The following is a 13,016-nucleotide window of genomic DNA, read 5'->3' on the forward strand; positions in this document are numbered from 1 at the left end:
GCGCGACTGCTCGTCCTGGAGGGCACCGGCCACGAGATCTTCCCCCGCCCCACGTGGGACGTGGTGGTCCCGGCGATCCTGGCCCACACGGGGCCTCGCGCCGCCTCTAGTTCCATGTGACGAGGTCGTGGACGCCTACTGCCGCCGGGGGCGGTGCGGGCAGCCCGGGCGAGCCCGCTTCGGTACGACGTTTCCCCCCGACGGTTGATTGACGTCGCCGGGCGGCTCCAGGCCGGGCGGGGAGCCGGGCTTGTTCGTTGTCAACGTGCGTTCGGCTCAGTAGGCGCCCTGGGCAGCGAACCACAGCGCCATGAAGCCGCTGAACGTGGCACCTCCAAAGATCAATGCGGTGGCAAGGCACTTGGTCTTCCAGAACTGGATGATCCCGGCGACCAGGCCGACGATCACGGAGACGGCGGCCGCCAGGGCAAGAGCGAAGATTTCGATCGTGGTCATGGCACCGACGGTCGCGCCTGGCGGCGTTCGGTCGCACCCGGTCTCGCAAAGACGGAGAAACTGCCAGGTGCCGGATGGCATGTCGCCCTAAGATCCGAACGGAACCGAATGCCCGTGCCAGGATGCGACCTCCCGAGGGAAACATGGTCGGCCCAGCAAAGATCAACAGTCGCGCCGACCTCCACTCGGCGTTGCGCCGCTTGTTCGAGAGGTTCGATGGCAGCTATCAGATCTTGGCCGCCAGTGCGGACGTCGCCCCGGCCACGATCCATGACATGGTCAACGGCAAGACGTTCCCGCGGTGGGCGACTCTGCGCGAGTTCCTGCGTGCCTGCGGGATCACTGAGGCGGCAGCAATGGACGCCTGGCGGCAGGCTCATAATCGGGCAACCGAGAGCCGCGTGACCATGTTCTCGCACCCGAAGGGGATGAAGCCCGAGGACCCGCTGATCGCCACGGCAAAAGTCGAGGTCGACAAGGACTACGCGGTTCGCATCGGCGATCAACGCTTCCCCTTGCTGCGCACAGTGAGCTTCTACGTCCAAGCCCTGACCTCGCAGGCCGTCGTTCTCCATGACATGCGTCCTGTCGTGAAGTGGAGAGGGCAACCGGGAGTATTCGAAAAGATCCATGCGATGAGGCCGAGCCCCCGGACGTATGCCGCGATACTCGACGCATCCAAACCTGACTTCAAGTTCAAACAGCGACAAGTCCGGCTCGGGCTCGGCGACGGCCGGATGAAGACCAGCCGCGGCTTCCCCTATGTGGTCACAAACAGCGAGATCGAGTACTTCATCATCACGCCACAGACCAAGCAGGCTGTGCAGTGGTACATGGAACTGGAGTGGTCCAGTACCGGTCAGAAGGGCGAGCAGAAGGGCATCTGTGAGATCCGCCCTGCAAGCCCCGGAGAAGACCTGGGCCTGCATCTCGGCAAGGCCGCGGCTCCACCTGATCCTCAGCGGCTCTTCCTCGCGCACCCGCCCCGGTCGCGGCATGGCCTCGGATGGTTCCGGAAGAGCGGCAGCCGCTGACCCACCGCCGAGGTATGAAGGGGCTCGGAGACTGCGTTGACGCCAGGTCACTGCAGCACCGGGGTCTCCCTGTTCTTCCAGACAGTGCGGTGTACCAGGGCGCCGGTTGGACCGCCGCCCTGGTTGTCGTCGTCGGGCCCGATTCTGCTGCGGTCAGGAGCGTTGGCCGGGCTGGTTCACGATCGTGGCTTCCAGCTGCGCGGTCAGGCTCACCGTGCCTGCCTTGAAGGTCTCCATACTGCCATCAGCTCCCTCGTACGTCCGGTCCTGCAGCCGCGTCGAGTGGGTGCCCATATACCGGAAGGTCTGCGGGTCCAGGACGAGCGATTGTCGTGCCCCGTCGTCGGTGAGGCTGAACGCCACGCCTCGCTGTCCGTCGGCCACGGGCACGTCCTCGGTCATGGTGATGTCCTTGATGGTGAGCAGCCCGCGGAAGAGCGCGGCCCGTACCTCGGGGGCGAGCCACTGCTCGGAGATGAGCTGATTGATCTCCATGAAGAGGGTCTGTGGGGGGACGTGGCCGTTCAGCTCCCGCGGCCCCCGGCGGTCCTCGTCAAGGATGGCCGCCTTGATCCTGGCGATCACCCCAGCCGGGGTGACAGGAGCTTTGGCCAGCTCAGCCGGGTTGAAGGCCGCGCTGCCCTGGAACATCAACTTGCCGCCCTGATACCGGGCTGACCGCTTGCCGTCCACGCTGGTCCACCGTTCCCAGGTGGCGCGCCGGTCCCGGTCGACGTCAGCTTCGACGCCCGCCAACTGCAGTTCCTTGGTGTAGAGCCACTGAGCGGGGCCCGGCGCGGGCGTCGGGTCGTTCTCGGCCGCGCTGGCGGCACGCTCGCCCAGTTCGGCCACACCGGCCACCGGTGCCATGTCCTGCTGGTCCCTGAGCGTCACGACGGTCCCGCCGACGACCAGGGCCAGAGCCGCCGCCACCGCGATCCGCCGGCCGAACCTTCTCGCGCCGGACGCGGCCGACCTGCGCGCAGCCTCCGGTTCGTGGATCGCCGCCATCAGCCGCGCCTTGGCAGCAGTCGCGGCGTTGTCAGTCATCTCCGGGGTGTTCCGGCGAAACTCCTTCAGCTCGTTCACTACAGCTCCTCATCCCCTAGCACGTTCCTGGCCTTCTTCCGTGCCCGGTGCAGTCGTGACCGCACAGTCCCCACAGAGATGTCCAGCGCCCGCGCCACTTCCTCGTACGACATGTCCTCCCACGCCACCAGTAGCAGCACGTCCCGATTCCCACGGGGCAACGACGCCAGCGCCCCCGCTCACGCTCCCTGCCCTGCGCCGCCACTCGGCGCGCCACGGTGTCGTCCAGCGCCTCAGGCAAAGGGTCCACCCCGGTGCGGCTCAGCGCCCGCAGCAGCCGCTCCTCCTGCCGCCGATGTCTGGCGATCAACGTGGTGGCGATCCCGTACAACCAAGGCCTGGCCAGCGCGAACGACGTGTCATACGTCCCGCGCCTGCGAAAGGCCGCCAGGAACGTCTCGGCCACGATGTCGTCGGCGGCCTGCGCGCCAAGCCGCCGAGCCACGTACAGATGGATCTGCTGGGCATAGCGGTCGAACAGCGCCGCGAACTGCTCTGGGTCGTGCGCCGAACGACGGATCAGTTCTCCGTCGTCGATCTCGACCGTCTCAGCACTCAACGCCTCTCCTTCGTGAGCGGGTATTTCACCCTGCTGTCTCCCGAAGGGCATCACCGGGTTCCCCAAAGCCGTGACACGCAGCGAATGTGATGCCGCCGCCCGCAGGCGACACGTTATCTGGCCAGATAGCGATCATCGGCATGGCGCGAGCTGGGCCGCCGTCGCCCGGCGCGCAGTCTTCGTTTCCCGGTTATCTGGCAACCCGGCGGATAGTGGAGGCGTACCGAATGGATCCGGTCATCGCCGAGCAGCTCGGCCGCTTCCATCCGCTCGCCCGGCACCTGGACGACTTCCTCACCGACCTGGCCAACGCCGGCGCCTCCGCGCACACCCGGCGCGCCTACCGCGGCGACCTGATCGCCTTCGCCGCCCACCACGGCGAAGAACTCGCCGAGCTGACCGTGATGCCCATCCGCGCCTACCTGGCCGAGTTCGCCGACCTGTCGCCGGCCAGCCGCAAGCGCAAGCGCGCCGCCGTCGCCTCCTTCGCCAAGTGGGCCGTCCGCCACGACCTCCTGGCTGCCAACCCGATGGACCGCATCGACACCGTCAAGGTGCCCAAGAGCCTGCCCCGCCCGGCCGCGGCCGCCGCCGTCGCCAAGGTGCTGGCGGTGATCTGCCCGCGGCGGCCGTGCAAGGACCTGCCGCTGGACCGGCTGCGGGATCGGGTGCCGTTCGAGACCGCCTACGTGTGCGGCGCCCGCGCCTCGGAGGTGTGCGGTCTCTACGTCGAGGATCTCGATCTACGCCAGGACGACGGAGCCGCGCCGCCCGACGCCGCCGCGACCGAGCGGCGCGTTGATCGCACAGTTGGCCATCTCCAAGTTCAGGCGGCTTTGATCAGGGACAACGCAATCGCGTGTACCTGGTGACAGCTTCGTTCACGGCAGGCCGAGAACCGGTCGACAACAATGGCCAAATAAGTCAACAAATATTTACATGTCTCTGCCGGGCCGGTTATCCTGCATCTGAAGATCGAGAAACTGGCCGACGTCGTTGAATGGGGACAACCGTGACCACTGACTCCGCCGGAAGGCTGCAAACCGCTCGCGGATGTCCGTTCTCGCCGCCCGAGCAGCACCTGCGGCTCCTGCGCGAGCAGCCGGTCGCCAAGGTCACGCTCCCCATGGGCACCGACGCGTGGGTGGCCGCCCGCCACGAGGACATCCGGACGATCCTGAGCGACCCGCGCTTCACCGCCAGTCGCCGCCACCCCAGCTCACCCCGGCTGTTCGACCGTCCGGACAGCCCGGAGACCCAGTCGGCGCTGCCCAAGATGATGCTGGAGATGGACCCGCCCGAGCACGGCCCGGCCCGCCGCGCGGTGGTGGGGGAGTTCACGCTGCGGCGCATCGCGGCCCTGCGGCCGCGCATCCAGCAGATCGTGGACGAGCACCTCGACGCGATGCTCGACGGCCCGCGCCCGGCCGACCTGGTACGCGACTTCGCCCTCCCGGTGCCGTCACTGGTGATCTGCGAGCTGCTCGGCGTGCCGTACGACGATCACGACTTCTTCCAGATCCACTCGGCGCAGTTGCTCAACCGCCGCGCCACCGAGCAGGAGCGGCAGCACGCCATCCTCGAGCTGGCCGTCTACATCGACAAGCTGATCGCGGCCAAGGAACTGGAGCCCGCCGACGACCTGCTCGGCCGCCAGATCGCCAAGCAGCGCGAGAGCGGCCAGGAAGACCGCCCGTCGCTGATCAGCATGGCGTTCCTGCTGCTGATCGCCGGCCACGAGACCACCGCGAACATGATCTCGCTCGGCACCTACCTTTTGCTGGAACGGCATCCCGAGGCGGTGACCGCCCTGCGCGACCAGCCGGACAAGATCGACAACCTGGTCGAGGAACTGCTGCGGTACTTCACCATCGCCGAGTTCGCCATGGCCCGGGTGGCGCTGGAGGACGTGGAGCTGAGCGGCACCGTGATCCCCGCCGGGTCGGGCGTTCTCATGCTGGCCAACGCCGGCAACCGCGACCCCGAGGTGTTCGAGGACGGCGAGAGCTTCGACCTCGACCGCGGCTCCCGCAACCACCTGGCCTTCGGCTACGGGATCCACCAGTGCCTGGGGCAGAACCTCGCCCGGGTCGAGCTGGAGATCGTCTTCGCCACCCTGTTCCGGCGCATTCCCGGCCTGCGGCTGGCCGTCCCCGCCGACCAGCTCACGTTCAAGGAAGAGGCCGCCGTGTACGGCATGCACGAGCTGCCCGTCACCTGGTGACCCACGCGGGGGGCGGGCGTCAGGAGCGGACGGTCCGCCACCCCTTGGCCCTCCGGATGCCCGGCCGGGCATCCGGTGGACCCTCCTTCCGGCCGGGCTGACGAACGCCCGACCGCGGTACCGGCACCCCGGTCAACGCCCCTTGACCGGTAGGGGGGAATGGGGGATCGTGGCGAATTGATGTTGGTCCAGGGACGGAGACGACATGCACGCTCCCCACAGGGGCGATCCCATGCCCCTGCAGCCGACGTCAGGCGCCGCCGTCGCCAGCCTCATCTTCGGGCTCCTCGGACTCGTCGGGAGCTGGTGCATGTTCGGCGTACCGTCCATCGTGGCCGTCGTCCTGGGCCACGTGGCCGCCCGGAGCACGAAACGCGGCCTGCGGGCCGGGCACGGCATGGCAGTGGCGGGACTCATCCTCGGCTACCTCGTCGTCGTTCCGGCGGTCATCGTCTCGGCAGTCGTCATCGGCTTCATGGGCCCTGAGTCGGCCGCGGATTCGATCAACACGTTGCTCGCCTTTATCTTCAGCTTGTTCGGCTGACCTCAGCGTCCCTCGACCGGAGGCCGTCCGGGGTGGGGCGGTGGGGGTACGGCCGTACGCGAGTTCGCCGCGGAAACGGTCGGCGGGTGAAAGAGGAAAGGGAGGCTGCGCGCCTCCCTCCGTTCTCAACGTATAGCGCACCAGGGGGCTTGCGGCAAGACCCGGGGCATGCCGCAGAATCGTCGGCCGAGGCCGTGCGACGGCCGCGAGCGGCCTCAGATCGGAGCCAAAGACATGAACCCCACCGCCACCACCAGCGCGTTCGACCTGCCCGGTCATCTCGCCCCCAAGGCGGACCCGGCGCTGGTCGCGGGCGACGAGCGGCATTTCGCGGCCATCGGGGAGAGCCTCGAACGGGCGATCGCCGAGCTGTCCGACCGCCTGGACGCCGAGCGGAAAGCGCCCGGCGGCAAAGGCCGGCAGGCGATGGACCGGGACCTGGAGATCCACCGCCTGACCTCGCGCCTGCGCGCACTGCGCCGCTTCGGCCTGGACCTGTGCCTCGGCCGCATGGTCGGCGCCGACGACCCCGACCCCGTGTACGTCGGACGCCTCGGCCTCACTGACAGCGCGGGACGCCGGCTGCTGCTCGACTGGCGCTCCCCGGCCGCAGAACCGTTCTTCGGAGCCACCCACGGCAACCCGATGGGCCTGGCCAGCCGCCGCCGGTACCGCTGGACCCGCGGCCGCGTCAGCGACTACTGGGACGAGGTGTTCACCACGGACGGGTTCGAGGGGCACGCCGCGCTCGACGACCAGTCCGCCTTCATCGCCAGCCTGGGCGGCAGCCGCTCGTCCCGGATGCGCGACGTGCTCGGCACCCTCCAGGCCGACCAGGACGCCATCATCCGCGCGGGATCCCGCGGCGCTCTCGTCGTGGACGGCGGTCCTGGCACGGGGAAGACCGTGGTGGCCCTGCACCGTTCCGCCTACCTTCTGTACTCCGACCCTCGCCTCGGTCACCGCCGGGGCGGCGTGCTGTTCGTCGGACCGCACCAGCCCTACCTGGCCTACGTGGCCGACGTCCTGCCCAGCCTCGGCGAGGAGGGCGTACAGACGTGCACGCTGCGGGACCTCGTCCCCGAGGGAGCCACGGCGGCGGCCGAGACGAACGCGGACGTGGCCCGGCTGAAGGAGTCCGCGACCATGGTCAAGGCGATCGAGCCGGCCGTCCGGTTCTACGAGAACCCGCCCACCACGGGCATGACGATCACGACCCCCTGGTCCGACGTCCACCTGAGCGCCGACGACTGGGCCGAGGCGTTCGAGGCGGCGGAGCCCGGCACCCCGCACAACGAGGCCCGCGACCAGATCTGGGAGGAACTGCTCACGATCCTGGCGGACAAGCACGACAACGAGGACGTCTCGCCCGACCTGCTCCGCAAGTCGCTCCTGCGGGACAGGGAACTGCTCACGACCTTCAACCGCGCGTGGCCGCTCGTCGAGGCGGCCGACCTCGTCGGAGACCTCTGGACGGTGCCCGCCTACCTGCGGCTGTGCGCTCCCTGGCTCAGCCCCGACGAGATCCGGCTGCTCCAGCGCGCGGACGCCCACGCCTGGACGGTGTCCGACCTCCCGCTCCTGGACGCCGCCCGGCAGCGGCTCGGCGACCCGGAGACAGCCCGACGCGAACGCCGCCACGCCGCCTCCCTCGCCGCCCAGCGCGAGAACATGACCCGGGTCGTCGACAACCTGATCGAGGCCGACGACGACGGCGAGGGCCTGGTGACGATGCTGCGCGGACAGGACGCCCAGAACTCCCTGGTCGACGAGAGCGCCCTGCCCACCGCCGACCCGGACCGGCTCGCCGGGCCGTTCGCGCACGTCGTGGTGGACGAGGCCCAGGAGCTGACCGACGCGCAGTGGCAGATGCTGCTGCTGCGCTGCCCGTCGCGGAGCTTCACCATCGTCGGGGACCGGGCCCAGGCCAGGCACGGGTTCACCGAGTCGTGGCGGGAACGGCTGGACCGGATCGGGCTCGACCGGATCACCCTGACGTCCCTGACCATCAACTACCGGACTCCGGAAGAGATCATGAAGGAGGCCGAGCCGGTCATCCGGGCCGTGCTTCCCGACGCCAACGTGCCGACCTCCATCCGCGACAACGGTCTCCCCGTCGTCCATGGATCCACCTCGGAGCTGCGCTCGATCCTCGACGCCTGGCTCGCCGCGCACGCGGACGGGACCGCGTGCGTCATCGGCGATCCCGCCTTCGAGGCGACGTCCCGCGTCCGGTCGCTGACCCCGGAGCTGGCGAAGGGGCTCGAGTTCGACCTGGTGGTCCTCATCGACCCGGAGGCGTTCGGCGGCGCAGGCGCCTTCGAGGGAGCGGTCGACCGGTACGTGGCGATGACCCGGGCGACCCGGCAGCTCGTCATCCTCACCAGCCCCTGACCTCGACGGCTTCGCCGGAACTCCGGCGGCGGGAACGGCGACGTAGTCTGACATCCATGATCGAACGCGTGAGAGTCGCCGTCGTCGGAGTCGGCAACACTGTGTCCGCCCTGGTGCAGGGGGTGGCTCTGCACCGTGCCACGGGGGACCTGGTCGGGGTCCGGCGGCCGGTGATCGACGGGCTGGGCGTGGGGGACATCGACTTCGTGGCGGCGTTCGCCGTCTCCCCGGAGAGGATCGGGAAGGACCTCACCGAGGCGATCTTCCTGCCGCCCAACAACCTGCCGCCGCTCACCGCCGAACTGCCGCCCTCGGGCGTCGCGGTGAGCTGCGGCCTCACCGACGCGACCGAGGTGGACCGCGTGGCCGGGGAACTCGCCGGTGCCGAGGTGGTGCTCTACGCGGCTCCCAGCGGGCGGCAGGAGACGGCGCGGGCGTATGCCGAGGCGGCGTTGCGGGCGGGAGCGGCGTTCGTCAACATCACCTCGGACGCGGTGGCCCGCGATCCGCAGTGGCCTGACCGGTTCGCCGCGGCTGGGCTGCCCCTGCTGGGTGACGATCTGGCCAGCCAGTTCGGCACGTCGGTCGTGCATCACGCGCTGCTGCGGCTGCTGGAGGAACGCGGGCTCACCCTGACCGGTTCCTACCAGGTCAATCTGGGCGGAACCGAGGACTTCCGTAACCTGGTCGAGAACGGCGGCACCAAACTGCGGTCCAAACTCAACGCCCTGGCCGTGGACGGCTCCGCGGCGGACCTGGTGCAGGTGGCCCCGTTCGGTTACCTGCCACACCTGGAGTCGCACAAGGTGGCGCACATCAACATCGAGGCGAAGTCCTGGGGCGGTGCCTCGGTGAGCCTGGACGTGAAGTTGAAGGTGCACGATCCCAGCGGTGGCGCGGGGGTGAGCATCGATCTGATCCGTCTGGCGGCGAGTGCGTTGCGGCAGGGGCGCGGCGGCTGTCTCGCCGAGGCCGCGCCGCTGCTCAAGTCCCCTCCCGGGACTCCCGTCTAGCTCAGGGCGTGTGCCCAGTTGCGAAACGGCGTTGCGATAATATGCGCGACATGAGCAACTCCTCGTTCCAGCGTGCCCGGAGTCCTGAGGCCAAACAGCAGCGCCAGGAGGCGATCCTGGACGCCGCCCGCGCCCTGGCCACCGCCCGCACCGTACGGGAGGTCACGCTCAGCGACATCGCGGAGGCGGTGGGCATGCACAAGTCCGCCATGCTCCGATATTTCGAGACCCGCGAGCAGATCTTCCTGATCCTGACCGCCGAAGGTTGGCGCGAGTGGTCCGCGCACGTCTGCGAGCGACTGGGAGCGATCGAGACCCCGGCCGCGCCCTCGGTGGCGGAGACCCTGGCGGAGACACTCGTCGCCCGCCCGCTGTTCTGCGACCTGCTCGCCCAGGCACCCCTCAACCTGGAGCGCAACGTGTCGCTCGACGCGGTCCGGGACTTCAAGCTCGTGGCCCTCGCCGCGCACCAAGGCGTCGCGCTGAAGATCCAGGACGTGCTCGGGGTGGGCGCCCCGGCCGCCCGCGAGATCGCCTCGGTGGCGACCAGCATGGCAGGCGCCCTCTGGCAGATGGCGGCGCCCGGCACGGCGCTGCGCGAACTGTATAGAAGCGACCCCGTCCTGTCGCACGCGATCGTGGAGGTGCGGCCACGGCTGACGGGCATCCTGACGGCCTTGATCAGGGGATTCGAGAGCGCCTGAGCCTCGACAGCGAGGCTAGCGCAACAAGGTTGCGTAAATAACGCAACCTTGTTTTACTGTCATCATGGCAGTTCAGACGTGGCTCATCACCGGTTCCTCGCGCGGCTTCGGCCGCGCTCTCACCATCGCCGCGCTCGAAGCGGGCGACCAGGTCGTCGCGACCGCGCGCAGGCCCGGGCAACTGGCGGACCTCGCCGAGCAGTACGGCGACCGGATCCTCTCCATCGCCCTCGACGTGACGAGCGCCGAGCAGGCGAGGGCGGCCGTCGAGGCGGCCGTCGAGAGGTACGGCCGGGTAGACGTGGTCGTCAACAACGCCGGATACGCGAACATCGCCCCGATCGAGACCGCCCCCGAGGACGACTTCCGCCGTCAGTTCGAGACGAACTTCTGGGGCGTCTACAACGTCTCCAAGGCGGCCCTGCCCGTGCTCAAGAGGCAGGGCGCGGGGACGATCGTGCAGTTCTCCTCGATCGGCGGTCGTGTGGGGTGCACCCCTGGCCTGGGCTCGTACCAGGCGGCCAAGTTCGCGGTCGACGGGCTCACCCGGGTGCTCGCGGCCGAGACCGCGCCGTTCGGCATCCGCTGCCTCGTGGTCGAGCCCGGCGGGTTCGCCACCGACTGGGCCGGGGCGTCGATGGACATCCAGGGCATTCCCGAGGAGTACGAAGCCACGGTGGGGGCCGTCGCGGGCATCATGGGCACCGAGTTCACCGCCGCCGGTGACCCGAAGCGTGCCGGGGAGAACCTCGTACGCGTGGTCAAGCGCGAGCACCTGCCGACGCATCTGGTCCTCGGCGGTGAGGCCGCGCGGATGGCCATCGACTATTCGCTCGGGCAGATCGCCGAGGCCGGCCGGTGGCTGACGGTCAGCAGTTCCCTCGACTTCGGCCAGCCGTACCCGGTCGAGCCGCCCGCCGACACGGCCTGACGGCCCAAGCCCCCGGCCCTACGGACGCGTCCTGGCCTCCAGCAGGCGGACGATCTCGGCGTGCCCGGTGCCCAGCCGCGACTCAGAACGCAGGTCGCCCGCCGCCTCCCACATCTCGCCCACGACCTGGACCTCGCCACCTTCGGACTGCTCGCGCCGCACCGTGACCCGTGCCCCCGCCGGAGCGTGCTCCCCGGCCAACGCCAGCACCTCCGCCTCGGGGTCGCGGCCCGCGTACTGCCGGGCGTGGTCGAGGGGAGTGCGGCCGAGGTTGTCAGTCGGCGCGGGGTCGGCCCCGTGGTCGAGCAGCGCCCTGACCACCGCCGCCGAACCGCGCCGGGCGGCACAGGAGAGCGCGGTCCCGCCGACGCGGTCGCGTACGTCGGGGTCGGCGCCCCGCGCGAGCAGCGTGCTCACGGTGGTGAGGTGGGCGTTCGCGGCCGCCCAGTGCAGGGGCGCCATGGCGCTGCGGCCGACGTCTTCCTGCCGGTTGGGGTCGGCGCCGGCGTCGAGCAGCACGGTCACGGCGTCGAGGTGCCCCCAGCAGGCCGCGGCGCACAGCGGCAGCCCTTCGCCGTCGCCCCCGCTCTCCCGATCGGGGTCGGCCCCGGCCTCCAGCAGCATCCGTACGATGGCCGCCTCTCCCTGCACGGCGGCCCGGTAGAGCGCGGTGGTGCCGTCCTCATCGGGCGCATCGGGGGACAGGCCGCCGGCCAGCAGCCGCCTGACCTGCTCAGTGTCCCCGGACGCCGCCTCCACCAGATCTTCTCCCGTCATCGCCCCAGTCTGTACGGCGACCAGGGCCAAGATCCACCGGATTTCCCACGAAAGGCGGCCAGGGCTTGACCTTCGACTCGACTCGAAGGTCTACCGTCCCTGCATGAGCACGATGCGGATCTCCCAGCTCGCGGCCCTCACCGGCATCCCCGCCACCACCCTGCGCTTTTACGAGGACGCCGGGCTGCTGTCCGCCGAACGCACCCCGGCCGGCTACCGCCTGTACGGTCCCGAGGCGGTGGACCGGCTGGCGTTCATCGGCTCGGCCAAGCATCTGGGGCTGTCGTTGGACGAGATCGCCGGGCTGCTCGCGGTGTGGGAGGCCGGATCGTGCGCCCAGGTCAAGGCGGACCTGCGGCCCCGCGTCCAGGAGCGCCTGGCCGAGGCTCAGGTCCGTGCAGGGGAGTTGGCCGCGTTCACCGGCTTCCTGAGCACCGCGCTGGCGCACCTGGACGCCCTGCCCGATCGCGACGCCCGGTGTGATCCGCAGTGCGCCTTCCTCGCTCCGCCGGGTGTCGGCGATGCCCCGCGATCGGCGAACGCGCCGCTGCCGTCTCCTCTCCGCCTCGAACCGGGCGGGGAACGGTGGCGTACCGCGCCGGTGGCCTGCTCGCTGACCGGGGACGGGCTCCGCGAACGCCTCACCCGGTGGCGCACGCTCCTCCACGGGGCCGAGCGGGAACAGATCCCCGATGGGCTGCGGGTGACCCTTCCCGCCGGGCGGGCCGCGGCGCTGGCCGAACTCGCCGTCGCCGAGCAGCGGTGTTGCCCGTTCTTCGACTTCCGGCTCCACCTGGACGGTCCGGTGCTACACCTGGAGGCGCGCGCCCCCGCGGAGGGGGCCGACCTGCTCGCCGAACTGCTCGGCGAATCCCGGGAAAATGCGGGAGAGGATCTTCAACGCACATTTCCATTCAGGCCGCCGATCATCGGCGAAGCGACTACCAGCCCTCATAACGGAGGGGGTCTTGCCGGTTGCGAAAAATGATCTTTACGTGCACTTTATAGGCTGCCAAGATCGCCTCGTTCTATTGCCTTGTGCCTGAAAGGGTGCATGTGAACTCCAATCGATCGGCGTCTGGTTTAGCAGCCGCAACACGTCGCGGAGGCTCGCTCCTGGGGACCTTCGCAATCTCAGCCTCGATCCTGGCGGCACCGGCCGTCGCCGAACCCACTCCGCCTCCTGACCCGGCTTCCGCGGTCGCGCCGGTCGAGCCGGGCTTCGTCGATCTGGCCAAGGCCGAAGCCAAGCGGACGGGTAAGGAGGTGGAAATTCCCAGCCTTCATACCG

General features: G+C 69.7%; 13 protein-coding genes and 1 pseudogene. 9 read left to right on the plus strand and 5 right to left on the minus strand.

Features of this window, described 5'->3' with window-relative positions; all coding sequences use genetic code 11:
• Positions 1-276 precede the first annotated feature (276 nt).
• Entirely contained in the window at positions 277-456 is a 180-nt protein-coding gene (locus ACZ6S0_RS44045; protein WP_465925409.1) for a hypothetical protein, read from the minus strand.
• Between the two features lie 143 nt (positions 457-599).
• On the opposite strand from ACZ6S0_RS44045, the gene ACZ6S0_RS44050 reads away from it, so the two are divergent.
• Positions 600-1,490 (plus strand): helix-turn-helix domain-containing protein, encoded by an 891-nt coding sequence (locus ACZ6S0_RS44050; RefSeq protein ID WP_465925411.1) that lies wholly within the window; start codon positions 600-602, stop codon positions 1,488-1,490.
• 153 nt (positions 1,491-1,643) lie between these two features.
• Here the strand turns inward: ACZ6S0_RS44050 and ACZ6S0_RS44055 are convergent, their stop codons facing one another.
• From ACZ6S0_RS44055 to ACZ6S0_RS44065, 3 genes and pseudogenes are all read right to left on the minus strand, one after another.
• Complete coding sequence (locus ACZ6S0_RS44055; protein ID WP_465925413.1) at positions 1,644-2,579, minus strand: CU044_5270 family protein; 936 nt, start codon at positions 2,577-2,579, stop codon at positions 1,644-1,646.
• Positions 2,579-2,692, minus strand: a complete 114-nt coding sequence (locus tag ACZ6S0_RS44060) for a sigma factor-like helix-turn-helix DNA-binding protein (protein WP_465925415.1) — start codon at positions 2,690-2,692, stop codon at positions 2,579-2,581. The genes ACZ6S0_RS44055 and ACZ6S0_RS44060 overlap by 1 nt, the downstream gene beginning before the upstream one ends.
• A 224-nt stretch (positions 2,693-2,916) precedes the next feature.
• Positions 2,917-3,189: pseudogene (locus ACZ6S0_RS44065) on the minus strand (RNA polymerase sigma factor); the annotation flags it as partial.
• Between the two features lie 176 nt (positions 3,190-3,365).
• Here ACZ6S0_RS44065 and ACZ6S0_RS44070 point away from each other — a divergent pair.
• From ACZ6S0_RS44070 to ACZ6S0_RS44100, 7 genes are all read left to right on the plus strand, one after another.
• Complete coding sequence (locus ACZ6S0_RS44070; RefSeq protein WP_465925417.1) at positions 3,366-4,010, plus strand: tyrosine-type recombinase/integrase; 645 nt, start codon at positions 3,366-3,368, stop codon at positions 4,008-4,010.
• Between the two features lie 140 nt (positions 4,011-4,150).
• Positions 4,151-5,362 carry a cytochrome P450 gene (locus ACZ6S0_RS44075; protein ID WP_465925419.1) on the plus strand — a complete coding sequence of 404 codons (1,212 nt, stop codon included), beginning with the start codon at positions 4,151-4,153 and terminating at the stop codon, positions 5,360-5,362.
• Positions 5,363-5,567: 205 nt separating this feature from the next.
• Positions 5,568-5,906, plus strand: a complete 339-nt coding sequence (locus ACZ6S0_RS44080; protein ID WP_465925421.1) for a DUF4190 domain-containing protein — start codon at positions 5,568-5,570, stop codon at positions 5,904-5,906.
• Positions 5,907-6,140: 234 nt separating this feature from the next.
• On the plus strand, positions 6,141-8,300 hold the full coding sequence (helR, locus tag ACZ6S0_RS44085; RefSeq protein ID WP_465925424.1) for an RNA polymerase recycling motor ATPase HelR: 2,160 nt from the start codon (positions 6,141-6,143) through the stop codon (positions 8,298-8,300).
• 56 nt (positions 8,301-8,356) lie between these two features.
• Positions 8,357-9,313: a hypothetical protein gene (locus ACZ6S0_RS44090; RefSeq protein WP_465925426.1), complete on the plus strand. Its 957-nt coding sequence runs from the start codon at positions 8,357-8,359 to the stop codon at positions 9,311-9,313.
• 50 nt (positions 9,314-9,363) lie between these two features.
• Positions 9,364-10,017, plus strand: coding sequence for a TetR family transcriptional regulator (locus ACZ6S0_RS44095; protein WP_465925428.1), 654 nt, complete (start codon positions 9,364-9,366; stop codon positions 10,015-10,017).
• A 64-nt stretch (positions 10,018-10,081) separates the two neighbouring features.
• A complete protein-coding gene (locus ACZ6S0_RS44100; RefSeq protein WP_465925430.1) occupies positions 10,082-10,948 on the plus strand; it encodes an SDR family NAD(P)-dependent oxidoreductase in 867 nt (288 codons plus the stop codon).
• A gap of 18 nt (positions 10,949-10,966) precedes the next feature.
• Here the strand turns inward: ACZ6S0_RS44100 and ACZ6S0_RS44105 are convergent, their stop codons facing one another.
• Entirely contained in the window at positions 10,967-11,725 is a 759-nt protein-coding gene (locus ACZ6S0_RS44105; protein ID WP_465925432.1) for an ankyrin repeat domain-containing protein, read from the minus strand.
• Between the two features lie 103 nt (positions 11,726-11,828).
• On the opposite strand from ACZ6S0_RS44105, the gene ACZ6S0_RS44110 reads away from it, so the two are divergent.
• Positions 11,829-12,713, plus strand: a complete 885-nt coding sequence (locus tag ACZ6S0_RS44110) for a MerR family transcriptional regulator (protein WP_465925434.1) — start codon at positions 11,829-11,831, stop codon at positions 12,711-12,713.
• Positions 12,714-13,016 lie beyond the last annotated feature (303 nt).

This window comes from Nonomuraea sp. NPDC051298 (assembly GCF_055586305.1).